This window comes from Aggregatibacter actinomycetemcomitans DSM 8324 (assembly GCF_000372365.1).
Lineage (GTDB): Bacteria > Pseudomonadota > Gammaproteobacteria > Enterobacterales > Pasteurellaceae > Aggregatibacter > Aggregatibacter actinomycetemcomitans.
In genome coordinates this window covers 29,059-54,001 of the sequence record NZ_AQUU01000015.1, presented here as the reverse complement: position 1 = coordinate 54,001, position 24,943 = coordinate 29,059, and the positions used below count along the sequence as shown (strand labels likewise).

Here is a 24,943-nt window from a genome sequence, read left to right as displayed (position 1 = left end):
TTACTCCTTATTTGATTTTGTCGTTAGCACTTAAAATACATAAAAGTGCGGTTAAATCGGTGAAATTGATGATAACTTGCGCTAATTGTTGCACTTTCGGTTTGGCATGATAGGCAACGCCCAAATCGGCGACCTGCATCATGGCAAGATCGTTGGCGCCGTCGCCGATGGCAACGGTGTTTTCGGCGGCAATGTGAAATTGTTGCGCAAGTTGTTGTAAGATTTGCGCTTTGTATTGTGCGTCTACAATGGCACCTTGTAAGTTGCCGGTAAGTTTGCCGTCGATGATTTCAAATTGGTTGGCAGCGATGAAATCCAAGCCGAGCTGTTGCTGTAACACTTCGGCGAAATAAGTGAAGCCGCCTGACGCAATCGCCACTTTCCAGCCGTGATCTTTTAATGTTTTGACTGTTTCCGTCAAGCCGGGCATGAGCGGCAGATGTTTTTTCACTTCCTGCAAAATGCCTTCCGGCGCATCTTTCAAGGTGGCGACCCGTTGGCGCAGGCTTTGGCTGAAATCCAATTCACCGCGCATGGCCCGCTCCGTGATGGCGGAAACCATCTCACCGGTGCCGGCAAGTTTGGCGATTTCATCGATACATTCAATTTGAATGGCGGTGGAATCCATGTCCATTACCAATAGTCCCGCTTGGCTCAGGCTCGCGTGAAAGTTTAAGGGCGCAATATCCAGTTTCAATTCATGGGCGATATTCACCCATTCTGCCCGCCATGTGCCTTTGAGCAGCACCACGGTGTTATGCAACACATTCCACACCGCAAAACACAGAAAATTTTCACCGCACTTTTGCTGAAAAGCCTGTAACTTTGTGAGGTTTACGTTGTCGGAATAGAGAATAAACGCCTGTGTGGTTTCATAAGGCTGATCGGCAATGAACGGCGCGGGCAGTGATGAAAAGTGTTCGATAATGGCGGTCAGATTTTGTGTTTGCATAAAAATCCTGTAAATTGTAGCGGTTTTTAAAGGCACTGTATTCTAGCCTACTTATTAAACTTTGGGGAAAATAACTTGCATTTCACAAAAGAAAAAATGATGAAGTTTATGATGTTCTTCGGCATCGTGTTGTTATGTGTGGGGATCATGGCGATCATTTTGTTCGGGGTTAAACAATTTAAAATCGGTTCACAACTTGCCAGCGTCAATCAGGTGGCAAATTTGTCTCATTTGCTGGTGCGCCAGCAAGCCAATCTATTTTCTATGTTATTGATGAATAACGCGAAAACTGAACGTTTGGTGGAGAATCTGGATAATTTCGCCAAAGAAGAATTTGTGCTTGATGCCGCCGTGTATGCGCGCAACGGCGAGTTATTGGCGCAAAGCACCAATTCGTCCGATATGCGCAGTTTATTGGGGCTGGATAAAAAAGAAGAAAATGAAAAGGATTCCCAGCAAATTGTGGAACCCATTTATTCGCCGAACGGCGTGGAAGGTTTTCTGCGCGTGACCTTTGATGCCAAATACGGACAAACCACGCAAAGCAAAATCAATCATATTTTTCATCGTTTATACGGCGAGATTATTATCGTCTTCCTCGCCGGGATCCTGCTTGCCAGCAGCCTGCATTATTTCCTCAGCCATTATCGACGTAGCCGTATTCATGTGGTGGAAAAAACACCGGTATTGCGCAACAAAACTACGCAATCTATGAGTAAGTTGTTTCATCAGCGACGCAGAAGGGTGAAATAGGGAAAAGTGCGGTGGTTTTTCCCGGCGTTTTTTCATCGGAAATAAACACAATTGATAAAAACAAAAAACCGCTCAATTGAGCGGTTTCTCCTTATTTGCTAAGCAAAAATTATGCTAATTTTTTGATTTGTGCAGCTAATTTAGATTTGTGGTTGGCTGCTTTGTTCGCGTGGATTAAACCTTTAGATGCCATTCTGTCCACAACTTTTTGCATTTCAACGAATGCGGCTTCAGCAGCTGCTTTCTCGCCTGCGGCAACTTGTGCATAAACTTTTTTGATGTAAGTACGCATCATAGAGCGTTGGCTTGCGTTGTGTTGACGGCGTTTTTCAGATTGAACCGCACGTTTTTTTGCTGACTTGATATTAGCCAAGGTCAAACTCCTAAAAATTTCTGTTAGTTAATAGTGACAAAATAGGGGCGTAAATATGCCGATTTCTTATACTTTTGTCAACGGGAATTTTGTGTTGATTTCGGTGAGACACAACCGAAAGAAAGCATCGTTATATTTAACAAGCACTTTCAAACCGGCTCACGAAACGATGTGCGCGAGATTTTAACAGTTTTTTCCCTTAGAATATAGCGTAAAAACGAAATTTCTATACAATTAGGCAAATTTTATCGTTCAGAGTGATCCGTTTTGAGTAAAAGATTATTAAAATCCGGCATCGTCGTCAGCGCCATGACCTTAATTTCGCGTGTATTAGGCTTGGTGCGTGATGTGGTGATTGCCAATTTAATCGGCGCAGGCGCTGCCGCCGACGTATTTTTATTTGCCAATCGCATTCCGAATTTCCTCCGCCGCTTGTTTGCCGAAGGGGCGTTTTCACAAGCCTTCGTGCCTGTGTTGGCGGAATATCATAAATCCGGCGATTTATCCAAAACCCGCGAATTTATCGGCAAGGTTTCCGGTACTTTGGGTGGGTTGGTTACCATCGTCACTTTGCTGGCGATGATCGGATCGCCCGTCGTGGCGGCGATTTTCGGGACGGGCTGGTTTGTGGATTGGCTTAATGACGGTCCTAACGCGGAAAAATTCACCCAAGCCTCGTTGTTGCTCAAAATCACCTTCCCTTATTTATGGTTCGTGACCTTTGTGGCGCTGTCCGGCGCGATTTTAAACACCCTCGGTAAGTTCGGCGTCATGTCCTTTTCGCCTGTGCTGCTCAATGTGGCGATGATTGCTACCGCACTTTGGTTGGCGCCGCAGCTGAAAAATCCTGATTTAGGCTTGGCAATCGGGATCTTTCTCGGCGGCTTGTTGCAATTTCTGTTCCAACTGCCGTTCTTATATAAAGCCAAATTATTGGTGAAGCCAAAGTGGGCGTGGCATGACGAAGGCGTGAAGAAAATTCGCACATTGATGATCCCTGCGTTGTTCGGCGTGTCGGTCAGCCAACTCAACTTGTTACTGGATACTTTCATCGCCAGTTTCTTAATGACCGGTTCCATCAGCTGGCTTTATTATTCCGATCGCTTGCTGGAGTTTCCGCTCGGCTTGTTCGGTATCGCCATTTCCACGGTCATTTTACCAACCCTCGCCCGCCACTATGTGAACCGCGACGATAACGTCAAAAGTGCGGTAGATTTTTGCAACACAATGGACTGGGGCGTGCGCATGATTTTGCTGCTCGGCGTGCCGGCAATGATTGGCATCGCCGTGTTAGCACAGCCCATGTTGCTCGTGCTGTTCATGCGCGGCAGCTTTAATTTCAGCGATGTACAGGCGGCATCCTATTCTCTCTGGGGCTTTAATGCGGGGTTACTGAGCTTCATGTTAATCAAGATTTTGGCGAACGGTTACTACGCCCGCCAAGACACCAAAACGCCGGTGAAGATCGGTATCATTGCCATGGTGAGCAACATGGCGTTCAACCTGCTTGCGATTCCTTTCAGTTATGTGGGCTTGGCGATTGCCTCCGCCATGTCGGCGACACTCAACGCGTTTCTGCTTTATCGCGGCTTGGCGAAAGCCGATGTGTATCATTTCAGCCGACAAAGTACGGTCTTTTTTCTGAAAGTTTTGTTTGCCGCCGTCATCATGGGATTGTTGGTTTGGTACAACAACCCAAGCCTGACGGAATGGAACGATATGCGCTTTCTCACCCGTGTACATTGGCTGACGTGGCTCATCGTGTTGGCAGCGATGGTTTACGGTGGCATGTTGGTGCTGTTGGGGATTCGCAAACGTGATTTGACGGGCGCGCACTCCGCGTGAAATTAGTTTTTGTGGCGCATGGATTTATGCGTATAATACCGAAGTATTTTTTCACCGAAATTTATGGAACACATTGAATGCAGCTGATTCGAGGCCTGGGAAATTTACCGCAAAATTTGCACGCTTGCGCGTTAACCATCGGTAATTTTGATGGCGTGCATCTGGGGCATCAAGCTATTTTGCGTCATTTACGGGAAAAAGCCGACGAATTGCATTTGCCCATGGTGGTGATGCTGTTTGAACCGCAGCCGCGTGAATATTTTTGCGGTGAAGATGCGCCGGCGCGTTTAATGCACTTGCGCGATAAATTGCATTATCTTGAACAGGCGGGCGTGGACATCGTTATCGTAGCGAAATTCGACCGCACTTTTGCCGCATTGCCGGCGCAGCAATTTATCGAAGATTGGCTGGTGCGCAAATTAAAGGTGAAATTTTTAAGTATCGGCGATGATTTTAAATTTGGCGCCAAACGCCAAGGGAATTTCGCGATGTTACAACAAGCCGGCGAACAATTCGGTTTTACGGTGGAAGATAACCGCAGCTTTTGCCTGGATGAACTGCGTATCAGCAGCACTGCAATTCGCCTTGCGTTGGCGAACGATGATTTACCGCTGGCGGAAAAATTACTCGGGCATCCATACCGCATTTTAGGACGCGTAATTCACGGTAATGAATTGGGTCGCACCATCGGCTTCCCGACGGCGAATATTCGCCTGCATCGTCAGGTGAACCCGGTGAAAGGGGTTTATGCCGTTAAAGTGCGGTTAAAATCCGGCGCGTTTTTTAACGGTGTGGCAAACATCGGCACCCGCCCGACCATCAACGGCGTAAATCAATTATTAGAAGCCCATTTATTTGATTTTCAAGGTGATCTTTACGGGCAATGGCTGGAAGTGGAACTGTGCCATAAAATCCGTAATGAAATGAAATTTCCGTCTTTTGACACACTAAAAGCGCAAATCGCGCAGGATGTGGAGACGGCGAAAAAGGTTTTTGAAGCGTAGAAAAATTTTTGCCTTCCCCTGCTTGCGGGGGAAGGTGTCCGAAGGACGGAAGGGGGCAAAATCCCCCCTCNNCCNTCGGCAGCTCCCCCCGTAAACGGAGGGAGCAAAAAAATAGGAAGGAGGCTTGGTATGACTACTTCGGCTAAACATGTACGTTTTAATGAAAACACAATGTAGGTTGAGCTTGATGATGCGCGTATTTTAGGCATTCCTTTGGTTTGGTTTCCAAAATTGCTGCGGGCGACAAAAACGGAATTGGAAAATTATGAATTAAGTCGTCGTGGCATTCACTGGGATGCATTGGATGAAGATATTTCAATTGATGGATTACTTGCCGGTCGGGGTGATGTAACACATAGCCCACAACAAGTGGCTTAAAATAAATTTAAATTTTTACACAAAACTGGAATAGAAAATGACTGATTATAAAAATACCCTTAACCTTCCCGAAACGGGCTTTCCGATGCGTGGCGATTTAGCCAAACGTGAGCCTGTGATGTTGAAAAATTGGTATGAGAAAGATCTTTACCAAAAAATCCGTCAGGCGACCAAAGGCAAGAAATCCTTTATTTTGCACGACGGTCCTCCTTATGCCAACGGCACCATTCATATCGGTCATGCGGTGAATAAAATTCTTAAAGATATTATCGTGAAATCCAAAACCGCACTTGGGTTTGATTCCCCTTATATTCCGGGTTGGGACTGCCATGGCTTGCCGATTGAACTGAAAGTGGAAGGCTTGGTGGGCAAACCGAACGAGAAAATTTCAGCGGCGGAATTCCGCCAAAAATGCCGTGAATATGCGGCGGAACAGGTGGAAGGTCAGAAAAAAGACTTCGTGCGCCTCGGTGTGTTGGGCGATTGGGATAATCCGTACCTCACCATGAATTTCAACACCGAAGCCAACATTATTCGCACTTTGGGCAAAGTGATCGCCAACGGGCATTTATATAAAGGCTCCAAACCGGTGCATTGGTGTTTGGATTGTGGCTCCTCTTTGGCGGAAGCGGAAGTGGAATATGAAGACCGTGTGTCGCCGTCCATTTATGTACGTTTCCCGGCAGAAAGTGCGGTGGAAATTGAAGGTAAATTTAACGCCGTCGGCAAAGGCAGCGGCAAGTTGTCCGCCGTGATTTGGACCACAACCCCTTGGACCATGCCGTCCAACCGTGCTATTTCCGTGAATGCCGAGCTGGAATATCAGCTTGTGCAATTAGGCGACGAGCGCGTGATTTTAGCTGCCGATTTGGTGGAAGACATGGTGAAGGCGGTTGGCGTGGAAAAGGTGGAAATCTTAGGTTCCGCAAAAGGTAAAGATCTTGAGTTATTCCGCTTCCATCATCCGTTTTACAATTTCACCGTGCCGATTATTTTAGGCGATCATGTGACTACCGACGGTGGTACCGGTTTGGTACATACCGCGCCGAATCACGGTTTGGACGACTTTATCGTGGGTAAACAATATGACTTGCCGATGGCAGGCTTGGTAACGAATGACGGTAAATTTATTTCTTCCACCGAATTTTTTGCCGGCAAAGGCGTGTTTGAAGCCAATCCGTTAGTGATCGAAAAATTGCAAGAAACGGGTAACTTGTTGAAATTAGACAAGATTAAACACAGCTACCCACACTGCTGGCGTCATAAAACCCCGATTATTTTCCGCGCCACACCGCAATGGTTTATCGGCATGGAAGTGCAAGGTTTGCGTCCGCAAGCGCTTGGCGAAATCAAACAAGTGCGTTGGATCCCCGATTGGGGGCAGGCGCGTATTGAAAAAATGGTGGAAAATCGCCCTGACTGGTGTATTTCCCGTCAGCGTACCTGGGGCGTGCCGATGACCTTATTCGTGCACAAAGAAACCGAAGAGTTACACCCGCGCACCCTTGAATTGCTGGAAGAAGTGGCAAAACGCGTAGAAAAAGCCGGGATTCAGGCATGGTGGGATTTGGACGAAAAAGAACTGCTCGGTGCCGACGCGGAAACCTATCGTAAAGTGCCGGACACCCTTGATGTGTGGTTTGATTCCGGATCCACCTATTCTTCCGTAGTGGCGAATCGCCCTGAATTTGAAGGCAAAGCGGCGGATATGTATTTGGAAGGTTCCGACCAACATCGCGGCTGGTTTATGTCCTCATTAATGCTTTCCACCGCCACGGACAACAAAGCGCCTTATAAACAAGTGCTTACCCATGGTTTCACTGTGGACGGTCAAGGGCGCAAGATGTCGAAATCCATCGGCAATGTGGTGACCCCGCAAGAAGTGATGGATAAATTCGGCGGTGATATTTTGCGTTTGTGGGTGGCATCCACCGATTACACCGGCGAAATGACGGTTTCCGATGAAATCTTAAAACGTGCGGCGGACAGTTATCGTCGTATTCGTAACACGGCGCGTTTCCTGTTGGCGAACTTAAACGGCTTCGACCCGCAACGTGATGCGGTGAAACCGGAGGAAATGATTAGCCTGGATCGTTGGGCGGTGGCTTGTGCGTTAGAGGCGCAAAACGAAATCAAAGACGCCTACGATAACTATCAATTCCACGCCGTCGTGCAACGCTTAATGCGTTTCTGTTCCGTGGAAATGGGTTCTTTCTACCTTGATATTATCAAAGACCGCCAATACACCACCAAAGCGGACAGCCTCGCCCGTCGCAGCTGCCAAACCGCCTTGTGGCACATTGCGGAAGCCTTGGTTCGTTGGATGGCGCCGATTTTATCCTTCACGGCGGATGAAATCTGGGGCCACTTGCCGAAAACCACCGCACCGCGCGCCGAATTCGTGTTTACCGAAGAATTTTACGAAGGCTTATTCAGCTTAGGTGAAAACGAAAAATTAGACGACGCTTATTGGCAAACCTTGATTAAAGTGCGTTCCGAAGTAAACCGCGTGTTGGAAATCGCCCGTAACGATAAAGTGATCGGCGCCGGTTTGGAAGCGGAAGTGACCGTTTACACCAACGACGAATATCGTGCGTTATTGGAAAAACTCGGCGACGAACTCCGTTTCGTGTTGATTACCTCTAAAGCGGAAGTCAAACCATTGACAGACAAACCTGCCGATGTGGCGGAGGGCGAGTTGGAAGGCATCGCCGTGAGCATTGCCCGTTCCAACGGCGAGAAATGCCCGCGTTGCTGGCATTATTCCGACAAAATCGGCGTCAACCCGCAACATCCGAGCCTTTGTCCGCGTTGCGTGGAAAACGTGGCAGGTAACGGCGAAATCCGACATTTCGCTTAATTTGCTGCCAATAAAAAAAGTGCGGTTAAAATCGACCGTACTTTTATTATTTTTATAATCAAGATGATTTAACGAACTTATGACGAACAAACCAAAATCCGGGCTCTCATTTTTGTGGTTAAGTACGCTGGCATTTATCGCCGATATTTTTACCAAATACTTAATCGTAAGCCATTTTGAATACGGCGAAAGCGTAAATATCCTGCCGATTTTTAATTTGACCTATGTGGGTAACTTTGGCGCCGCTTTTAGTTTCCTGGCGGATCATGACGGTTGGCAAAAATTCTTTTTCCTTGCGTTGGCAGTGGGGATTTCCGCCATGTTGGTTTATTTTTTAATGAAAAATCGCCATGAACAAAAACTGCTGAATGCCGCCTACGCTTTGATTATCGGCGGCGCTTTGGGCAATGCGGCGGATCGTCTGTATCACGGCTATGTGGTGGATTTTTTAGATTTCTATTGGCGGGATTGGCATTATCCCGTGTTTAACGTGGCGGATATTGCCATTTGTGTGGGTGCCGGTTTGATTGCCTTGGATGCGTTCAAAAACGGCAATAAACAGGAACGTAAATAATGAAAATTATTTTAGCCAACCCGCGCGGGTTCTGTGCCGGCGTGGATCGTGCTATCAGCATCGTAGAACTGGCGTTGGAAATTCACGGTGCGCCCATTTATGTGCGGCATGAAGTGGTGCATAACCGTTTCGTGGTGAACGGCTTGCGTGAGCGCGGTGCCATTTTTGTGGAAGAATTAAGCGAAGTGCCGGACGGCGCCATTGTGATTTTCTCCGCTCATGGTGTGTCCCAAGCGGTGCGTCAGGAAGCAAAAGAGCGCAATTTGAAAGTGTTCGACGCCACGTGCCCGTTGGTGACCAAAGTGCATATGCAGGTGGCGCGTGCCAGCCGTAAAGGCACCAAAGCCATTTTAATCGGGCACAAAGGGCATCCCGAAGTGGAAGGCACCATGGGGCAATACGGCAATCAAGAGGGCGGCATTTATTTAATCGAAAGTGTGGAAGACATCGCCAACTTACCGGTGAAACAAAATGACGACCTCACATTTATGACGCAAACCACCTTATCTTTGGACGACACGGCGGAAACCATCAGCGCCTTGAAAGAAAAATATCCCGCCATTCAAGGCCCGCATAAAAACGACATTTGTTATGCCACCACCAATCGACAAGAAGCCGTACGTGAACTGGCGAAACAGTCGGATTTAGTGGTCGTGGTCGGATCCAAAAACTCCTCCAATTCCAATCGTTTGGCGGAGCTTGCCTCCCGCATGGGCGTCGCTTCTAAATTAATCGATGACCCGAACGACATTCACGCAAACTGGTTCGACGGCGTGCAAACTATCGGCGTCACCGCCGGTGCTTCCGCCCCGGAAGAATTGGTACAATCGGTTATCTCCCGCCTGAAAGAATTCGGCGTCACCACCGTAGAAGAACTGCAAGGCTTGGAAGAAAATATGTTCTTTGAAGTTCCGAAAGAGTTGCGGCTGAAAGAAGCAAATTGATTTTTCACCGAATGTATTTCCGAGAATTTGATGGTGCTCATCTGATGGCGCGCATTTCCCAATTATCGCTGTCGAAACATTGTAGTTATTTAATAAAAAAGAAAAATTTGAATCCTCTCGTTTACGGGGGAGCCGGACGAAACCCTGAGAGGGCAAAATCTCGATTTTTAAGCATGAGTTTGTTAAAAAATAGAGTATATTCCCCGCCCTTCGGGCACCTTCCCCCGTAAACGGAAGAAGGTAAGATACTTTATAAAATATCAATGCATTACAATTTTTCGAACACTTGTGGTTTCAACACGTGCTTTTTGTTCCTATTAGTACTGCGACGTGTACGCTATCTATCAAGTACTCTAAAAAATGGCATAGTAGACAAAGTACCCCGACTTGTGCCGGGGTATTCTCTTAAAAACACTTAAATTTTTTACCGCACTTTACGAAAAATGATTAAGCGCGGGAAATCATTAAGCTTGCGGATTCATGATTTCATCGAAGGTTGCCGCTTTTTCGGTAACTTGCGCTTTAGCCAGTACCGCATCAACTGCTTGTTCTTCCAATACAACGTTACGAATATTGTTCATTAATTCATTATTTTTGCTGTAGTATTCAACCACATCCGCTGGTTGTTCGTAAGCGGAAGCGATGTCTTCAATCATGGCTTTGGCACGTTCTTCGTCTGCTTTTAGTTCGTTTGACGCGATAACTTGCGCTAATAATAAACCGACTAGTACACGGCGTTTTGCTTGTTCTTCAAATAACTCACGTGGTAATTGTGCCACTTGCTGTGCATTGCCGCCGAAACGTTGTGCCGCTTGTTGGCGTAACACGTCAATTTCTTGCTCAACTGCGGCGCTTGGGACATCAATTTGGTTTTGTTCAACTAAACCGTCGATCACTTGATTTTTCACGCGGGTAGTCAATGCATTTTTCAATTCACGTTGCATATTTTTGCGAATTTCGCTGCGTAAATCCGCTACGGATTTGGTGTTCGGACCAAATTTTGCGATGAATTCATCGGTTAATTCAGGCAATACCATAACCTCGACTTTCTTCAAGGTAATGTCGAATTTCGCCGCTTTGCCTTTTAATTTTTCGGAGTGGTATTCTTCCGGAAAGGTCACATCAATCGTGAATTTATCACCGGCTTTGTGACCTACGATGCCATCTTCAAAGCCCGGAATCATACGACCTTGCCCCGTGAATAACACGAAATCTTCCGCGTTGCCGCCTTCAAATTCTTCACCGTCAACGGAACCGACGAAATCGATAGTAACGCGATCTTCCGCTTTTACTACCTCTTGCGTTTCAGACCAAGTGGCTTGTTGTTTGCGTAACACGTCAACCATTTTGTCAACATCCGCTTCGGAGATTTCAACAACCGGTTTTTCAACTTTGATATTTTCTAAACCTTTCAATTCAACTTCAGGGTAAACTTCAAAAGTTGCGCTGAATTTTAATTCTTTGCCGTCTTCAAATTGTTCCACGGTGAAGCTTGGGCGACCGGCTAAGTTAACTTTATTTTCGATAACCGCTTGGAAGAAATGTTTTTGTAATAAATCGCCTAAAATATCTTGACGAACGGAAGCGCCGAAGCGTTTTTCAATAATTTGCGGAGGGACTTTACCTTTACGGAAACCGTCAACACGTGCGTTTTTGGCAACGCGTTTTAATTCTTCGCGTACTGCTTGATCAACGGTTTCAGCCGGAACGGTGACGGTTACACGACGCTCTAAACCTTGAGTCGTTTCAATATTTAATGACATTATGATGTTACCTCAAATTGATGCACTCGGCGAATGCTCACACCGAACACGTTATTAATAGAAAATAAGACGACGAATTATAACGGGACAAAGGCTTTCCGTCGAGGAAATGCACGATAAAAGCGCATAATTGATTAAAAAACACTCGATTTATTCCATAAAATTAGCCGCGCGGATGATAGCGTTCATGTAAACGTTTTAGCCGTTCTTTTGCCACGTGGGTGTAAATTTGCGTCGTGGATAAATCACTGTGTCCCAACAACATTTGCATCACGCGCAAATCCGCCCCGTGATTCACCAAATGAGTAGCGAACGCATGGCGTAAAACGTGCGGCGACAACATCTCGCTGTCAATCTCCGCCAACACCGCATAATGTTTAATCCGATGCCAAAAAGTTTGCCGCGTCATTTGCGTACCGCGTCGGCTGGGAAATAGCACATCGGAGCTTTGCCCGTCCAGCAACATCGGGCGGGCAAACAACATAAATTGTTTCACCCAATGGGTCGCCTCCTCGCCCATGGGGACAATACGTTCCTTCTTGCCTTTGCCGATAACCCGCACTACGCCTTGATTCAGATTAATGTTGTCGGTGTTCAGGGAAACCAATTCCGTCACCCGCAAGCCCGTGGCATACAACAGCTCCAGCATGGCTTTATCGCGTAACTCAATGGGTTGTTCCAAACTCTGTACATTCAGCAGATCCGTCACTTGCTGCTCCGTTAAATATTTCGGCAAACGGCTCGGCAATTTAGGCGAACTGAGCACCGCGCTGGGGTCATCGGTGCGATATTTTTCCTGATACAAATATTGAAACAGCTTCCGCATAGCACTGAGCAATCTCGCCGTGCTGGTGGCTTTGTAGCCCTGCTCTACCCGTTCGCCCAAAAAGGCTTGCAAGTCCACGGCATCCAAACCGAGCAACGACAAATGCCGCGCCTCCAACCAATCGCAAAGTGCGGTCAGATCCAAGCGATAAGACTCCACCGTATTGGGTGACAAGCCTTTGCCAATCCATAATTCGTTCAGGAATAAATCCAATAATGCCGAGTTATTCATGGTTATCCCTGTTTCAACAAAAAGGCATCCACTTTACGCGGAGTGACGACGAAAGCAACGGCAGCAACCAATGCCATGAGAATAAACGTCATCGACGCCGAATACGGATAAATGACACCGGAAAGTGCGGTCAAAATCGCCACCATTGCGCTGTTGGAAACGCCGTTATACAAGGCTTGTAACTTGGAGATATGGGTTTGCGGTTGCGTCGTAATATAACGCACCATGGCATAATGTGCAGAGGCATAAGTCAGGCTGTGCAACAATTGCAAGATGGCGATAAGCCAAATCGCATCGGTGGCGGCAAGCCCCAACCAGCGAACAATGCAGGCAACGGTTGCCAAATGAAAAATGGTGCTGACTTTCCAGTTTTGCAGTAAACGACGGGAGAAGAAAAATAACAGAATTTCGGAGACCACCGCCAAGCCCCAAAGCAAACTGGTTTGCGAAACGGAAATGCCAAGTCCCGTCCAATACAACACGCTGTAAACATAATAAGCGGCGTGCGATCCTTGAATCAGCGACGATGCCAGCAAGACGCGCAACGTGGTTTTGTTTTTCAATAAATCCCAATAACACACCCCAACGGCGGCATGTGCCGACTGTTCATCCTGCGGCGGAATGGTCGGGCTCACGCACTGCATGAGCGTATAAGCGGCTAAAAGTGCGGCCAAAATCCAAACGATATTTTGCTCGCCGAAAAAGCCGATCACATTGCCGAACAAAGTCACGCCCACCACAAACGCCAGAGAACCGATTAACCGCGCTTTGCCGTAATCCAGTTGAATCTGGCGCTGCCAGGTGCTCGCCAGCGAATCCGTAATCGGCATACCGGCGGCGTTTACCATGGCAAACAAACCGATAGCGGAGAATAACAGCCAAAAATTCTCGGCAACAAAACTGAGCCCCGCCATAATCAAGGCACTTGCCAGCGCCAATAAGCGCAAGGAATTAATCAGCTGCGACGCCCGTTTAATTAAACCGGAGAAGAACAAACCGCCCACAAAACGGAACACATAAGCACTCGCCAGCACCATGCCGATCATTTCCTCGCCGTATTGTTGGGATTTCATCCAAACGGGAAAAAACGGCACGAATACGCCATAAGCGCAGTAGTAGCCGAAAAAGCTCAAGGCGAGCCAAGTAAAAGGACGAACGGGCATTAAAATAAGGTTTCCATTTCTTTTGAACGTGCCATGCAAGCCTGCATTGCCTGCTGCACGATGTCGTTAAATTGACGTTGATTGAACACATTCAGCGCTGCTGCCGTGGTGCCGCCTTTGGATGTGACATTTTGGCGCAAGGTTGCTAAATCCAGTTGTGGATTTTCCACCACCATTTTTGCCGAACCCAACATTGCCTGCTGCACCAATTCGCGTACCTGCTGATCGTTTAATCCCATGTGAATCAAACCTTGTTGCATGGCTTCCAACAGCTGAAAAAAATACACCGGGCTGCTGCCTGAGGCGGCGGTAACGGCGTGCATTTTTTCTTCCGAATCAAGCCACAGGGTTTTGCCCACGGCGGCCAACAAATCCTGCGCAAAAGTGCGGTCAATCTTGCCAACGAACTCCCGGCGGCGATGGAAATCACCAATTTAGCCTGAAAATCTACCGCACTTAACGGCGCACAAACTGCCACCAACATCTGCGGCTTTACCGCCAACAACACCACATCCGCCTGCATGGCTGCCGCAACATTATCCGTTGCCGTGCGCACACCTTTTTGCGCAAACAAATCCCGTTTTTCTTCGTTAGGATCACAGACAATGATTTTATCGGCAGGATAACCACGTTTTAACAAACCGAACACGATGGCTTGTGCCATATTGCCGCCACCGATAAAAATCACCAATTTATGTTGCATATTTCACCTTGAAGTACGTTACAATAGCGCACATTTTACCTGAATAAGAATAAGGATCTACTATGTTTTGGTTCAAAAACGCCATGATTTACCGCCTGACCAAATCCCTCGATTGGTCGGAACAAACCCTTTCAGCCGCCCTCGCAAACCATCAATATCACCCTTGCCATCAATCGGAACAAAGCAAATTCGGTTGGTCACAACCGCTGAAAGGCAGTGAATTATTGTATTTCACCGTCGGCAAGCAGATTTTACTGCTCGCGCAAAAAGAAGAAAAAATCCTGCCTTCCCATGTGGTGAAACGGGAACTAGACGCCCGCATAGAAAAATTGGAGCAGGCGGAAAACCGCAAGCTGAAAAAAGTGGAAAAACAAACCTTAAAAGACGACGTGGTCGCCACCCTATTGCCACGGGCTTTCAGTAAATATCAACAAACGACAATTTGGATTGATGCGGAAAACCACTTGATTTATGTAAACGCCGCCTCCGCCAAACGCGCGGAAGAGGTGCTGGCGTTATTGCGGAAATCTTTAGGTTCGTTGCCTGTAGTGCCGCTGGCATTTACCAACGAACCGGCATTAATCATGCAAACCTGGATCGCGCAGGAAAACACACCGGAATGGCTGGTGCCGCTGGAAGAAGCGGAATTGCGCGATGTGCAAACCGACGGTGTGATTCGTTGCAAACAACAAGCCTTGGACAGCGAAGAAATTTTATCGTTGGTGCATTCTAAATTCGTCACAAAATTAGCCTTGGAATGGGAGGAGCGTTTATCCTTCGTGTTGAACGAAGATTGCAGTTTAAAACGCTTAAAATTCGCCGATCAAATTCGGGAGCAAAATGACGATATTTTAAAAGAAGATTTTGCCCAGCGTTTTGATGCGGATTTTGTGTTAATGACGGGTATTCTAAGCAAACTGACGGAAAATCTGTTGCACGATTTCGGTGGAGAGAAAGAACGGCTATAAACCGTTTGATGATTAAAAACACCTTAAGAACAGACCGCACTTTTCGGGGAAAAAGTGCGGTCATTTTTTTCGTGTTTTTAAAGATGAAAATTACTGTGCGGCACATTGCTCCGCAAGAATTTCACCTACGCTGCTTTTCAGAATGGAGAATTCCTTGCGTTCCAACCAAAGCCAATGAATGTTGGAATAATTACGTCCGCTTTCGGCGATCGTCGGGGTCAGACGGTGTGTCACGTTGTTAAACGTCACGCTGATAGAATTCAATTTTTTCTTGTTTTTAGTGGTGTGGCGAACAACCCTAACCGTTTTATTATCTTTGCAAAGATAGTCTTGCGCCGAACCCTTTTGAGTGGCTTTTTGCAGAACCTGCGTGCGTGGTTTGGCTGGGGCCTTTTGCTCTACCGGTTTTACCATACAAGCGGTTAATCCCATTAGCGTCAATAAGATGAAGCTCGCTCTTAACATAATCATGTCTCTTTTAAATGGAATAAGCGTAGCTAATAACTACGCTTATTGAATTTCAGGATTACTCCTTAAATTGATAACTGCCGTCGGATTGGCGGGTAAAGCGTGCGCCGTTGGGCAAACGCAATTCGCTCACGCGACCTTGTGCATTCAGGGAAACCTGTACCTTATCACCCGGCTTGAAGCTGCTTAACACCTTGCCTACGCCTTTGGCTTTGGTCATGGCATTCACATCACCGACAGGTAGATGGTTGTCACGGAACACCTGCATTAAGGTCACGCCTTGCGGAATGGTTAAGGTTTTGCTACCGGCTGCTGCTTTGGTGATAGTCGTTGTTTTGCCTTCTAAAATATCCCGTACTTCTTTTTCGGTTTTTGCCGATTTAGTCGGTTGATTTTTAGCAGTCGCTTTTTCAGCCTGTTTCACTTTATCGGTTTTCACCGGCTCTTTTTTCACGCTTTCCTGATGTTGACGCGGTTTGACGGCTTCTTGCGCTTTTGCAGGCTCACTCGGTTTAACGGTTTCGACCTCTTCCGGTTTGACTTCTGCCGGTTTATTTTCTACCGCCGCAGTTGTCGTTTGCTCAGCAACGGAGGTGGTTGCCCCTTGTTCCACCGCTTGCGGTTCTATGGCGCCGGCATTGACATTTTGCGTATTGGTTTCCGCAGCAGGTTGTTGCGCGACAGTGTTATCGGTTTGCGGGGTCAGATTATCCAACACGGTCGGTTCAACGGTTTGTGATTGGTCTAACTGCTGGAATTGAATCGGCACGCCGTTATTGCTTTGCTGCTCGTAAGACTGCACCGTATCGGAGCTTGGTTTCATCCACAAGATAAAAATCAGCACCAACACCACACCGAATAGCGCGACGAAAATGCGACGATGTTTTTGCGGGAGAATACTTAAAATCGCCCAATTTTCAGGATTTTTAAAACCGGCTTTCGGTTTTTCTTTCAATTCGGCAGGCTCCGGTTGTGTTGCTTCAACGGCTTCTTCCGCTTCGGTAACGAGAGGCTCGGCAGGCGCTTCTGGCAGGGTTTCCGTCGCCGTGTCGGCGGCAATCTGCGGTTCTTTGCTTTCTGTGTTTTCGGTTGAAAATCTCTCGGTCGGGTTTTCGCTTGTCATGCTTTTCTCTCCAGTCGCACCGGCACCACCGAATACGGGTTCTCTGCGAACGGCAAATTGATTTTCCATATTCTTTTGTTCTTTCTTCGCAAGGAGATCTTTGCCTTTTCCAAGCAACTTCTCAAACAAAGACGGCTCCGGTTTAATCACTTTTTTCGGGGTGATCGGTTCCATTTGACTAAAGCCCAAATCCAATTCATTTTGTGCCGGATTATTTTCATTTTCCGGGGTTCTTTTTTCAGAATCCACAATATACCTCTGGTGAAATTATGCCGATATGCCGTAAAAGTGCGGTCGTTTTTTTCTGCGTTTTTCATGAGAGGAATCAACACAGAAACCGAATCGCTCACAGCATAAATTAATAAGTAAAAAAATCGCGCCTATTCTAAAACATCTTTTGCTTTTTTGATACCGGAATATCATGTTGCAAACAAGGTTTTATTCGGTTCGCCACCAATTTCGCGGGCGAGTTTCGGCACTAAATAACCGGAGGTAATGCGTTGTAATTGTTTGTAAATTCTTAACGCCTGCGCATCATCAAGATAAAAATGCGCCGCGCCTTCCACCTTATCCAGCAAATGCAGATAATAAGGCAGAATCCCCACTGAAAATAAACGGTCGCTCAATACTTTCAGAATATGGGCATCGTCATTCACGTTTTTCAGTAAAACCGATTGGTTTAATAATACGACACCGCAATTCTTTAATTTATCCATGGCATGGGAAAAATCTTCATCAATTTCATTGGCATGATTAACGTGTGTGACCAGAATTTTCTGTAAACGGGTTTGCGTCAGAATATGGCAAAATTTGTCGGTAATGCGTTGCGGAATCACCACCGGCAAACGTGAATGAATGCGCAGACGTGTTAAGTGCGGTAGATTTTCCAGGTGTTTTATCAGCCAAGCGATTTCATGATCCTTCGCCATAAGCGGATCGCCGCCGGATAAAATCACCTCTTCGATTTCCGGATGGGTGGCGATATAGTCCAGCGCCTTCTGCCAATTTTGTTTATTGCCTTTGTTTTGGTCATAGGGAAAATGACGGCGAAAACAATAGCGGCAATTGACCGCACAGCCGCCTTTGACCATAAATAACAAGCGATTATGGTATTTGTGCAGAATATTCGGCACCACATTCTTATCTTCTTGTTCTTCCAGCGGATCTTTGCTGAACCCTTCTGCCTGCAGAAATTCGTCAGCAAAAGACATCACTTGTAAAAATAAGGGATCGCGCGCATTGCCTTTTTCCATTTTCGCCACAAAAGGCAAAGGCACGCGCATGGCAAACAATTTGCGGGCTTCAATGTCTTGTTTAAACGGTTCGAGGGGCAGTTCCAGGTGTTGTAATAAGATTTTCGGGTCCGAAATCCCGTTTGCCAGATGTTCCAACCAACTTTGTTCTTCTCTAATCGGGATGTTTTGATGTAGAATGACCACTTTAAAAAACAATCTTTTTCTTGAGGATAATATGGCTACATATACTACCAGTGATTTCAAACCAGGTCTAAAATTTATGCAAGACGGCGAACCTTGCGTGATCGTTGAAAATGAATTCGTCAAACCCGGCAAAGGTCAGGCGTTCACCCGCACCCGTATTCGTAAATTAATTTCCGGCAAAGTATTGGATGTGAACTTCAAATCCGGTACCTCTGTTGAAGCCGCTGATGTTATGGATTTAAACTTAACCTATTCTTACAAAGACGATGCGTTCTGGTATTTCATGCACCCGGAAACGTTCGAACAATATTCCGCCGACGCCAAAGCCGTAGGCGATGCCGAAAAATGGTTATTAGACCAAGCCGATTGTATCGTGACCTTATGGAACGGCGCACCGATTACCGTGACCCCACCGAACTTCGTTGAGTTGGAAATCGTCGATACCGATCCTGGCTTAAAAGGTGATACCGCAGGTACCGGCGGCAAACCGGCAACCTTAAGCACCGGCGCCGTGGTGAAAGTGCCGTTATTCGTACAAATCGGTGAAGTGATCCGCGTAGATACCCGCTCCGGCGAATATGTTTCCCGCGTGAAGTAATCAAATTTAAAGAATCTTATGAAATAGACCCGTTTTCGGGTCTATTTTTTTATCTGCAATTTTCCCTCCGTTCTGTTAGATGGAAATTAATATTCTTTACAATAACACCTTTCAAAACTCAATAATTTATCTAAAAATCACGCTATTTTATATAAAAAATTATTTATTTTATAAAAATAAACTAAATTTTAATAATTTTTTATTATATGTGACATTCCTCACAGTAATGCTAAAAATTTTTTATTAGTATAGCCACAACTCGATGATAGATATTTGAGAAGCGAGTTACCAGCATGGACTTTAAACTCATCATAAACAGGAGACAAATTATGACATACTATCCAGCAGAGCCGTTCCGAATCAAAAGTGTTGAACCGGTTTCCATTTTACCGAAAGAAGAACGCGAAAAAGCCATGAAAGAAGCGGGATATAATACCTTCTTACTTGATTCTAAAGATGTATATATCGATCTCTTAACCGATAGCGGTACCAATGCCATGAGTGATCGTCAATGGGCGGGTATCATGCTGGGAGATGAAGCTTACGCCGGTAGTAGAAACTTCTATCATCTGCAAGAAACCGTACAAGAACTCTTCGGTTTCAAACATATCGTTCCAACCCACCAAGGACGTGGTGCGGAAAACATCCTTTCCCGCATTGCCATCAAACCGGGACAATATGTGCCGGGTAATATGTATTTCACCACAACCCGTTATCACCAAGAAGCCAACGGCGGTATTTTCTACGATATTATCCGTGATGAAGCCCATGATGCGACATTAGACATACTGTTCAAAGGCGATATTGACCTGAAAAAACTGGAAAACCTGATCAATGAAAAAGGGGCGGAAAATATCGCTTATGTGTGCTTGGCGGTCACCGTAAACCTCGCGGGCGGTCAACCGGTTTCCATTGCCAACATGAAAGCCGTGCGTGAACTTACCGCCAAATACGGCATTAAAGTGTTCTACGATGCCACCCGTTGCGTTGAGAATGCGTACTTCATTAAAGAACAGGAAGAAGGTTACCAAAATCGCTCCATTAAATCCATCATTCACGAAATGTTCAGTTATGCCGACGGCTGTACCATGAGTGGTAAAAAAGACTGCTTAACCAATATCGGCGGCTTCTTATGTATGAACGATGAAGAATTGTTCATGAAAGCCAAAGAATTGGTGGTGGTGTTTGAAGGTATGCCGTCTTACGGCGGTATGGCTGGTCGTGATATGGAAGCCATGGCAATCGGTTTGAAAGAAGCCACCCAAGAAGAATACATTGAACACCGTGTAAAACAAGTGCGTTACCTCGGCGAAAAATTAAAAGCCGCCGGCGTACCGATTGTTGAACCGATTGGTGGTCATGCCGTATTCTTGGATGCCCGTCGTTTCTGCCCGCACTTGAAACAAGAGGAAGATTTCCCGGCACAAGCCTTGGCGGCAGCAATTTATATCGAATGTGGCGTGCGTACCATGGAACGGGGTATTGTATCCGCCGGTCGTGACGTAAAAACCGGTGAAAACCACCATCCGAAACTTGAAACCGTGCGTATCACCATTCCTCGCCGTGTTTATACCTATGCCCACATGGATTTAGTGGCTGACGGTATTATCCGTCTGTTTAAACATAAACAAGACATTAAAGGCCTTCGTTTCGTGTATGAACCGAAACAACTCCGTTTCTTCACTGCACGTTTTGAACAAAAATAGTCATATCTGCCCTTACTTTGGAAACAGAGTAAGGGTTTCTTATATCCCGTCAGAATTTTAATGAGGAAAATGCGAAAACATTCTAGTGACATTGTAGTTTGATGTATTGTCAAATAAGGAAATGACTAGCCTTTCTACAGCAACAGGAAAGGAGAAAACTTATGAACAAAACATTAGGCAGTACGCTGATTACATCGGGAACGATGATCGGTGCGGGGATGCTTGCCATGCCGCTCACTTCGGCAGGTATCGGTTTCACATTTACGGTGGGGCTACTTTGTATTTTATGGGTATTGCTCACCTACAGCGCGCTTCTTTTTGTAGAAGTCTATCAAACGGCAGAATATGATGCCGGCGTAGGAACTCTCGCGGCACAATACTTCGGCAGACCGGGACGGGTTGTGGCAACCACCGTTCTCATGATTTTCCTGTATGCGCTGCTCTCCGCTTATGTTACCGGCGGCGGTTCAATTCTTGCATCAACCTTGCCGGACTTTGCCACACCGGAGCTTAAAATGAAAGGCTCCATTCTGATCTTCACCGTCTTTTTCGGCATTTTTATCGTTGTCGGAACAAAAATTGTTGATGGCTTAAACCGAATCTTATTTTTCACCATGCTCATTGCCCTGTTCGTGGTACTTAGCTTAATGATTCCGGAAATTCATGTTGATAATTTAATGGCTATGCCAATAGATAATGCTTTATTGATTTCTGCCAGTCCGGTATTTTTTACTGCCTTCGGTTTTCACGGCTCCATTCCTTGCCTAAATAAATATCTCGAAGGTGATGTAAAAGCCCTGAGAATTTCCATTACTATCGGTTCGGCGATTACGCTTATCGGCTATATTCTTTGGCAATTTTCCACCCACGGCGTGTTAAGCCAAACCCGCTTCTTAGAGATTCTAAGTAAGGATCCGACATTAAACGGATTGGTGAACGCAGTGAAAATCATTACAGGCAGCGATATGATTGCAGGCGTCGTCAAACTGTTCTCCGCCTTGGCATTGATTACCTCATTCCTCGGTGTTGCGTTAGGATTGTTTGAATGTATTGAAGATCTGCTCAAACGCGCCTTCAATATTGATGCCAATAGACCTTGCCTCGGCATATTAACCTTTTTCCCACCGTTGCTGTTTGCCTTCTTCTATCCGGAAGGCTTCATTTTAGCGCTAGGCTACGCCGGGCAAATGTTCGCGTTCTACGCGGTAGTTTTGCCGGCGGCATTGGTGTGGAAAGCCCGCCAACAACACCCGAATTTAGCATATTGCGTGCCCGGCGGCGCCGGCGTGCTACTGCTCGTTTCCATTCTGGGGATCATTATCGTCAGTATTCCATTTCTGATCAAACTCGGCTACCTGCCGATGGTGGTGGGGTGATCACGTAAAACCTGCACATAAAAAACAATTGACATTCTAACCGCACTTTAGAATGTCAATTGTTTTTATGCTTTTCCTCTGATTAATTTTAAATACCGATAAACACTTGGCACCGATATTTTTAAATATTTTGCCACCATGGGAATCGCACCTTTTATATTAAAAACGCCCTTATCGAACAAAATCCGAATGGAGTTTTCTTTCTGTCTTAAAGTCAGGTTTTTCTCCGAATTTAATAAATTAATGTCGATATATTCCGAAAGAATATCTTCAATAGAATGTTCCAACCTTTCTTTATTAGGAATACCGGCATCATCACTACGGTCTAATGCCGGATCGAACCCCAGCACATTGATAAAATTACCCAAATTTTCCAGGGAAATTAATTTCGTCATGGCATCCATAAGTTCGGAGGTATCGTGATTAATACACAAAATCCCTTCCAATCGCTTACCGTTTTTAATGAAAAATGTTGAACCGCGAATTGTCTTATCGGAATCGGCAACTGCTTTGTAATTAAAGATAAAATCCTTATCTAAATAAACCTTTTCCTGCAACATATTCGATGCAAAAGAACTCAGTGGCGAAGAGAGATTTCTGCCGCTCACATGGCTGTTGACGATGGCTTCCATTGAGGCCTTATTTTTTTCAAAGGAATGAAACACCACCTCATATTTCGGCCCTAATACATTGCCTAAAAAATGGGTTAAACCAATAAAATATTTCTTTTGTAACCTGTTCATTTATGACTCCAATAATCAGTTATTATGATTTTATTCTATGCTTATTGTAAGTAACATAAATATTAAACCTGATATTTTCTTTTATCTCCAATATCGAAATGTAACGGCATACGCCACTTTTGAATGCTTAATAATAAAATTAAAATGCCTGTTACAAGCGATAATAAGGTGCTAAGCCAGGTCAGATCAAATAATAAGGCAAACCATAATATTGCAAAAAATATTGGTTGCAGGTTTAACGCAAAAACACGAAAACAAAAATATTCTTTATAACTTAACCCGCCCAGCACTAAAAACGCCGCGCCCAAAGCAAGCTGAGGAAAACCCAGAATTTGGCATAACAACCCCAACCACATGGCGAACTGAAAAAGATAACGGAAATTTTTCATATATAAATGCACGCAGGCGGCACAAGAAGCGGCGGCAATTAATAAGCCGATTTGCGCCGTTGCGGGATACCATGGCAACATCAATAACATGGGCACCGCAAGGGTGAAACCCGAACGATAGATGATAACGGTAACATAGTCCCAAACATCCATATGGGATTTAATATGTGGATCAGCCATTTTTACTCCTTAGATTATCATTAATAAACTGCATGGAATCGGGCGTAACTTCCAAAATAGAGGAAGTTTCACCCCAATCACCGAGCACGATACGGTGAAAGTGCGGTGGAATTTCATGGTGTTTTTGACGGTGCGTATGTCCGTGAATAATTTGTGTCACCTGAAATTTAGCGAACGTTTGCAACACAAAATCCGCATTCACATCCATAATCTCTGTCGGTTTAAATTGTTTATCCCGCCGGCTCTTCGCCCGAATTTTCTCTGCGATTTTTAACCGCACTTTTAACGGCAAGTGCAGGAACAGCCACTGACGCCATTTTTGATGGACTTTCTTACGATACTGCTGATATTTCACGTCATCAATACACAGGGTGTCGCCGTGGCATAACAGTGTCGGTACGCCGTATAAATCAATCAATTTATAAGTGGGTAGGAGGGTTAGACCACAAGCATCGGCAAAGGTTTCGCCTATTAAAAAATCACGATTGCCATGTTGAAAGTAACACTGCACGCCTTGATGGGTTAAGTTTTTAATTAACTGTTGTACATCGAAAATTAAGCCGGATTGTTCATCATCGCCAATCCAAAAATCAAATAAATCGCCCAGAATATACAGTTTTTCCGCTTGTGGCGCCTGTTCCTGCATAAATTGGCGAAAAAGCGCTAATAAGTGCGGTCGACTTTCTGCCAGATGTAAGTCTGCAATAAAATAGGTTTTTTGCATAGGAATTTAATTCAAGAAATTTTTCCGTTAGATTAGCACATTTAGTACTTATTAATACACTTAATTGGTTAATTTCGCTATACTGAGGCAAAATTTTAAGAGGTTTTACCATGTTAAAAATCGCCAGAATTTTCATTATTCTTCTTTGCTGCATTCTCATTTGCGTCCTCGGCACGCTCTATTCTTTCATTCGTTTTCGTAACCCAAGTAACGTGGGCATTTTCGCCCGTTGGTTCGGTCGGCTATATCCGCTTTTCGGGCTGAACGTCGAACATCGCTACCCGCCGAATACCGACAAAATCGGGCGCTGCATTTATATCGGCAACCACCAAAATAACTACGACATGGTGACCATTTCTTATATGGTGATGCCGCGCACCGTCAGCGTCGGTAAGAAAAGCCTGATTTGGGTGCCGTTTTTCGGCATTTTATATTGGGCGACGGGCAATATTTTTCTGGATCGCGACAATCGCTCCAAAGCCCACAACACCATGACGGAACTGGCACGCCGCATAAATCAGGACAATCTGTCTATTTGGATGTTCCCGGAAGGCACTCGCAGTCGCGGACGCGGATTATTGCCGTTTAAAACCGGCGCCTTTCATGCTGCCATTGCTGCCGACGTGCCTGTCGTGCCGGTGGTCTGCTCCACTACACACAATAAAATCGATTTAAACCGCTGGAACAACGGCAAGGTGATTTGTGAAATGCTGGAACCCATTGACGTTTCCGGCTATACCCGTGAAAACGTGCGCGAACTGGCGGAATATTGCCACGATATAATGCAAAAACGCATCAATGAATTAGATCAGGAAATTGCCCAATCCGCACAAACAACATCACCCGCAGGCTAAAACGCA

General features: G+C 45.7%; 22 protein-coding genes and 2 pseudogenes. 12 read left to right on the top strand and 12 right to left on the bottom strand.

Annotated elements, in window-relative coordinates; translation table 11 throughout:
• Positions 1-7: 7 nt before the first annotated feature.
• Entirely contained in the window at positions 8-952 is a 945-nt protein-coding gene (gene serB, locus A3CS_RS0109100) for a phosphoserine phosphatase (protein WP_019518424.1), read from the bottom strand.
• Between the two features lie 75 nt (positions 953-1,027).
• Here serB and A3CS_RS0109095 point away from each other — a divergent pair, with 75 nt between their 5' ends.
• Positions 1,028-1,705: a YtjB family periplasmic protein gene (locus tag A3CS_RS0109095; RefSeq protein WP_005567351.1), complete on the top strand. Its 678-nt coding sequence runs from the start codon at positions 1,028-1,030 to the stop codon at positions 1,703-1,705.
• Between the two features lie 109 nt (positions 1,706-1,814).
• Here A3CS_RS0109095 and rpsT read toward each other — a convergent pair whose 3' ends face one another.
• A complete protein-coding gene (gene rpsT, locus A3CS_RS0109090) occupies positions 1,815-2,078 on the bottom strand; it encodes a 30S ribosomal protein S20 (protein WP_005548279.1) in 264 nt (87 codons plus the stop codon).
• 267 nt (positions 2,079-2,345) lie between these two features.
• Between rpsT and murJ the strand changes: the two genes are divergently transcribed.
• From murJ to ispH, 6 genes and pseudogenes are all read left to right on the top strand, one after another.
• Positions 2,346-3,923 (top strand): murein biosynthesis integral membrane protein MurJ, encoded by a 1,578-nt coding sequence (gene murJ, locus A3CS_RS0109085; RefSeq protein WP_019518423.1) that lies wholly within the window; start codon positions 2,346-2,348, stop codon positions 3,921-3,923.
• A gap of 77 nt (positions 3,924-4,000) precedes the next feature.
• Positions 4,001-4,927 (top strand): bifunctional riboflavin kinase/FAD synthetase, encoded by a 927-nt coding sequence (ribF, locus tag A3CS_RS0109080; protein WP_005548283.1) that lies wholly within the window; start codon positions 4,001-4,003, stop codon positions 4,925-4,927.
• Between the two features lie 189 nt (positions 4,928-5,116).
• Positions 5,117-5,305 (top strand): annotated as a pseudogene (locus A3CS_RS1000000111695) (DUF2442 domain-containing protein); the annotation flags it as partial.
• Between the two features lie 37 nt (positions 5,306-5,342).
• Positions 5,343-8,165 carry an isoleucine--tRNA ligase gene (ileS, locus tag A3CS_RS0109070; protein ID WP_005548287.1) on the top strand — a complete coding sequence of 941 codons (2,823 nt, stop codon included), beginning with the start codon at positions 5,343-5,345 and terminating at the stop codon, positions 8,163-8,165.
• Positions 8,166-8,244: 79 nt separating this feature from the next.
• A complete protein-coding gene (gene lspA, locus A3CS_RS0109065; RefSeq protein ID WP_005538058.1) occupies positions 8,245-8,739 on the top strand; it encodes a signal peptidase II in 495 nt (164 codons plus the stop codon).
• A complete protein-coding gene (gene ispH / locus A3CS_RS0109060) occupies positions 8,739-9,683 on the top strand; it encodes a 4-hydroxy-3-methylbut-2-enyl diphosphate reductase (protein ID WP_005548289.1) in 945 nt (314 codons plus the stop codon). The genes lspA and ispH overlap by 1 nt, the downstream gene beginning before the upstream one ends.
• Before the next feature lie 464 nt (positions 9,684-10,147).
• Here the strand turns inward: ispH and tig are convergent, their stop codons facing one another.
• The 4 genes and pseudogenes from tig to A3CS_RS0109035 all read right to left on the bottom strand — a co-directional run bounded on the left by tig (position 10,148) and on the right by A3CS_RS0109035 (position 14,369).
• Positions 10,148-11,446 (bottom strand): trigger factor, encoded by a 1,299-nt coding sequence (tig, locus tag A3CS_RS0109055; RefSeq protein ID WP_019518422.1) that lies wholly within the window; start codon positions 11,444-11,446, stop codon positions 10,148-10,150.
• Between the two features lie 163 nt (positions 11,447-11,609).
• Positions 11,610-12,503, bottom strand: coding sequence for a site-specific tyrosine recombinase XerD (gene xerD / locus A3CS_RS0109050; protein WP_019518421.1), 894 nt, complete (start codon positions 12,501-12,503; stop codon positions 11,610-11,612).
• 2 nt (positions 12,504-12,505) lie between these two features.
• Positions 12,506-13,666 (bottom strand): 3-phenylpropionate MFS transporter, encoded by a 1,161-nt coding sequence (locus A3CS_RS0109045; protein WP_005548295.1) that lies wholly within the window; start codon positions 13,664-13,666, stop codon positions 12,506-12,508.
• Positions 13,666-14,369, bottom strand: a pseudogene (locus A3CS_RS0109035) (pyrroline-5-carboxylate reductase). Before A3CS_RS0109035 ends, A3CS_RS0109045 begins: the two are co-directional and overlap by 1 nt.
• A 62-nt stretch (positions 14,370-14,431) precedes the next feature.
• Here A3CS_RS0109035 and rdgC point away from each other — a divergent pair.
• A complete protein-coding gene (gene rdgC / locus A3CS_RS0109030; RefSeq protein WP_005548301.1) occupies positions 14,432-15,337 on the top strand; it encodes a recombination-associated protein RdgC in 906 nt (301 codons plus the stop codon).
• A 90-nt stretch (positions 15,338-15,427) separates the two neighbouring features.
• Here rdgC and A3CS_RS0109025 read toward each other — a convergent pair whose 3' ends face one another.
• From A3CS_RS0109025 to epmB, 3 genes are all read right to left on the bottom strand, one after another.
• Positions 15,428-15,802, bottom strand: coding sequence for an MliC family protein (locus A3CS_RS0109025; protein ID WP_019518420.1), 375 nt, complete (start codon positions 15,800-15,802; stop codon positions 15,428-15,430).
• A gap of 61 nt (positions 15,803-15,863) precedes the next feature.
• Positions 15,864-17,177 carry an opacity-associated protein OapA gene (gene oapA / locus A3CS_RS0109020; RefSeq protein WP_019518419.1) on the bottom strand — a complete coding sequence of 438 codons (1,314 nt, stop codon included), beginning with the start codon at positions 17,175-17,177 and terminating at the stop codon, positions 15,864-15,866.
• A gap of 170 nt (positions 17,178-17,347) precedes the next feature.
• Positions 17,348-18,367: an EF-P beta-lysylation protein EpmB gene (gene epmB, locus A3CS_RS0109015; protein WP_032996161.1), complete on the bottom strand. Its 1,020-nt coding sequence runs from the start codon at positions 18,365-18,367 to the stop codon at positions 17,348-17,350.
• Between the two features lie 31 nt (positions 18,368-18,398).
• Between epmB and efp the strand changes: the two genes are divergently transcribed.
• The 3 genes from efp (at position 18,399) to A3CS_RS0109000 (ending at position 22,047) form a co-directional block, all read left to right on the top strand.
• Positions 18,399-18,965: an elongation factor P gene (gene efp, locus A3CS_RS0109010; protein ID WP_005544066.1), complete on the top strand. Its 567-nt coding sequence runs from the start codon at positions 18,399-18,401 to the stop codon at positions 18,963-18,965.
• Between the two features lie 329 nt (positions 18,966-19,294).
• A complete protein-coding gene (locus A3CS_RS0109005) occupies positions 19,295-20,671 on the top strand; it encodes a tyrosine phenol-lyase (protein ID WP_005548314.1) in 1,377 nt (458 codons plus the stop codon).
• A 161-nt stretch (positions 20,672-20,832) separates the two neighbouring features.
• The gene (locus tag A3CS_RS0109000) at positions 20,833-22,047 is read left to right on the top strand and encodes an aromatic amino acid transporter (protein WP_005548316.1); all 1,215 of its coding nucleotides are present in this window, start codon (positions 20,833-20,835) and stop codon (positions 22,045-22,047) included.
• A gap of 65 nt (positions 22,048-22,112) precedes the next feature.
• Here A3CS_RS0109000 and A3CS_RS0108995 read toward each other — a convergent pair whose 3' ends face one another.
• The 3 genes from A3CS_RS0108995 to lpxH all read right to left on the bottom strand — a co-directional run bounded on the left by A3CS_RS0108995 (position 22,113) and on the right by lpxH (position 24,083).
• A complete protein-coding gene (locus A3CS_RS0108995; protein ID WP_005544072.1) occupies positions 22,113-22,790 on the bottom strand; it encodes a helix-turn-helix transcriptional regulator in 678 nt (225 codons plus the stop codon).
• Between the two features lie 62 nt (positions 22,791-22,852).
• Positions 22,853-23,359, bottom strand: coding sequence for a DUF2301 domain-containing membrane protein (locus A3CS_RS0108990; RefSeq protein WP_005547189.1), 507 nt, complete (start codon positions 23,357-23,359; stop codon positions 22,853-22,855).
• The gene (gene lpxH / locus A3CS_RS0108985) at positions 23,352-24,083 is read right to left on the bottom strand and encodes a UDP-2,3-diacylglucosamine diphosphatase (protein ID WP_005547190.1); all 732 of its coding nucleotides are present in this window, start codon (positions 24,081-24,083) and stop codon (positions 23,352-23,354) included. Before lpxH ends, A3CS_RS0108990 begins: the two co-directional genes overlap by 8 nt.
• A gap of 110 nt (positions 24,084-24,193) precedes the next feature.
• Between lpxH and A3CS_RS0108980 the strand changes: the two genes are divergently transcribed.
• A complete protein-coding gene (locus tag A3CS_RS0108980) occupies positions 24,194-24,937 on the top strand; it encodes a 1-acylglycerol-3-phosphate O-acyltransferase (RefSeq protein ID WP_005547192.1) in 744 nt (247 codons plus the stop codon).
• The last annotated feature ends 6 nt before the right edge of the window (positions 24,938-24,943 follow it).

Excerpts from the sequence above, each read along its gene's own strand:
- A3CS_RS0108990 (WP_005547189.1), bottom strand. The coding sequence starts at position 23,359 with ATGGCTGATCCACATATTAAATCCCATATGGATGTTTGGGACTATGTT.
- lspA (WP_005538058.1), top strand. The coding sequence starts at position 8,245 with ATGACGAACAAACCAAAATCCGGGCTCTCATTTTTGTGGTTAAGTACG.
- A3CS_RS0109025 (WP_019518420.1), bottom strand. The coding sequence starts at position 15,802 with ATGTTAAGAGCGAGCTTCATCTTATTGACGCTAATGGGATTAACCGCT.
- A3CS_RS0108980 (WP_005547192.1), top strand. The coding sequence starts at position 24,194 with ATGTTAAAAATCGCCAGAATTTTCATTATTCTTCTTTGCTGCATTCTC.
- tig (WP_019518422.1), bottom strand. The coding sequence starts at position 11,446 with ATGTCATTAAATATTGAAACGACTCAAGGTTTAGAGCGTCGTGTAACC.
- xerD (WP_019518421.1), bottom strand. The coding sequence starts at position 12,503 with ATGAATAACTCGGCATTATTGGATTTATTCCTGAACGAATTATGGATT.
- A3CS_RS0109045 (WP_005548295.1), bottom strand. The coding sequence starts at position 13,666 with ATGCCCGTTCGTCCTTTTACTTGGCTCGCCTTGAGCTTTTTCGGCTAC.
- rdgC (WP_005548301.1), top strand. The coding sequence starts at position 14,432 with ATGTTTTGGTTCAAAAACGCCATGATTTACCGCCTGACCAAATCCCTC.
- efp (WP_005544066.1), top strand. The coding sequence starts at position 18,399 with ATGGCTACATATACTACCAGTGATTTCAAACCAGGTCTAAAATTTATG.
- ispH (WP_005548289.1), top strand. The coding sequence starts at position 8,739 with ATGAAAATTATTTTAGCCAACCCGCGCGGGTTCTGTGCCGGCGTGGAT.
- A3CS_RS0109005 (WP_005548314.1), top strand. The coding sequence starts at position 19,295 with ATGACATACTATCCAGCAGAGCCGTTCCGAATCAAAAGTGTTGAACCG.
- serB (WP_019518424.1), bottom strand. The coding sequence starts at position 952 with ATGCAAACACAAAATCTGACCGCCATTATCGAACACTTTTCATCACTG.
- A3CS_RS0108995 (WP_005544072.1), bottom strand. The coding sequence starts at position 22,790 with ATGAACAGGTTACAAAAGAAATATTTTATTGGTTTAACCCATTTTTTA.
- A3CS_RS0109000 (WP_005548316.1), top strand. The coding sequence starts at position 20,833 with ATGAACAAAACATTAGGCAGTACGCTGATTACATCGGGAACGATGATC.
- ileS (WP_005548287.1), top strand. The coding sequence starts at position 5,343 with ATGACTGATTATAAAAATACCCTTAACCTTCCCGAAACGGGCTTTCCG.
- lpxH (WP_005547190.1), bottom strand. The coding sequence starts at position 24,083 with ATGCAAAAAACCTATTTTATTGCAGACTTACATCTGGCAGAAAGTCGA.
- ribF (WP_005548283.1), top strand. The coding sequence starts at position 4,001 with ATGCAGCTGATTCGAGGCCTGGGAAATTTACCGCAAAATTTGCACGCT.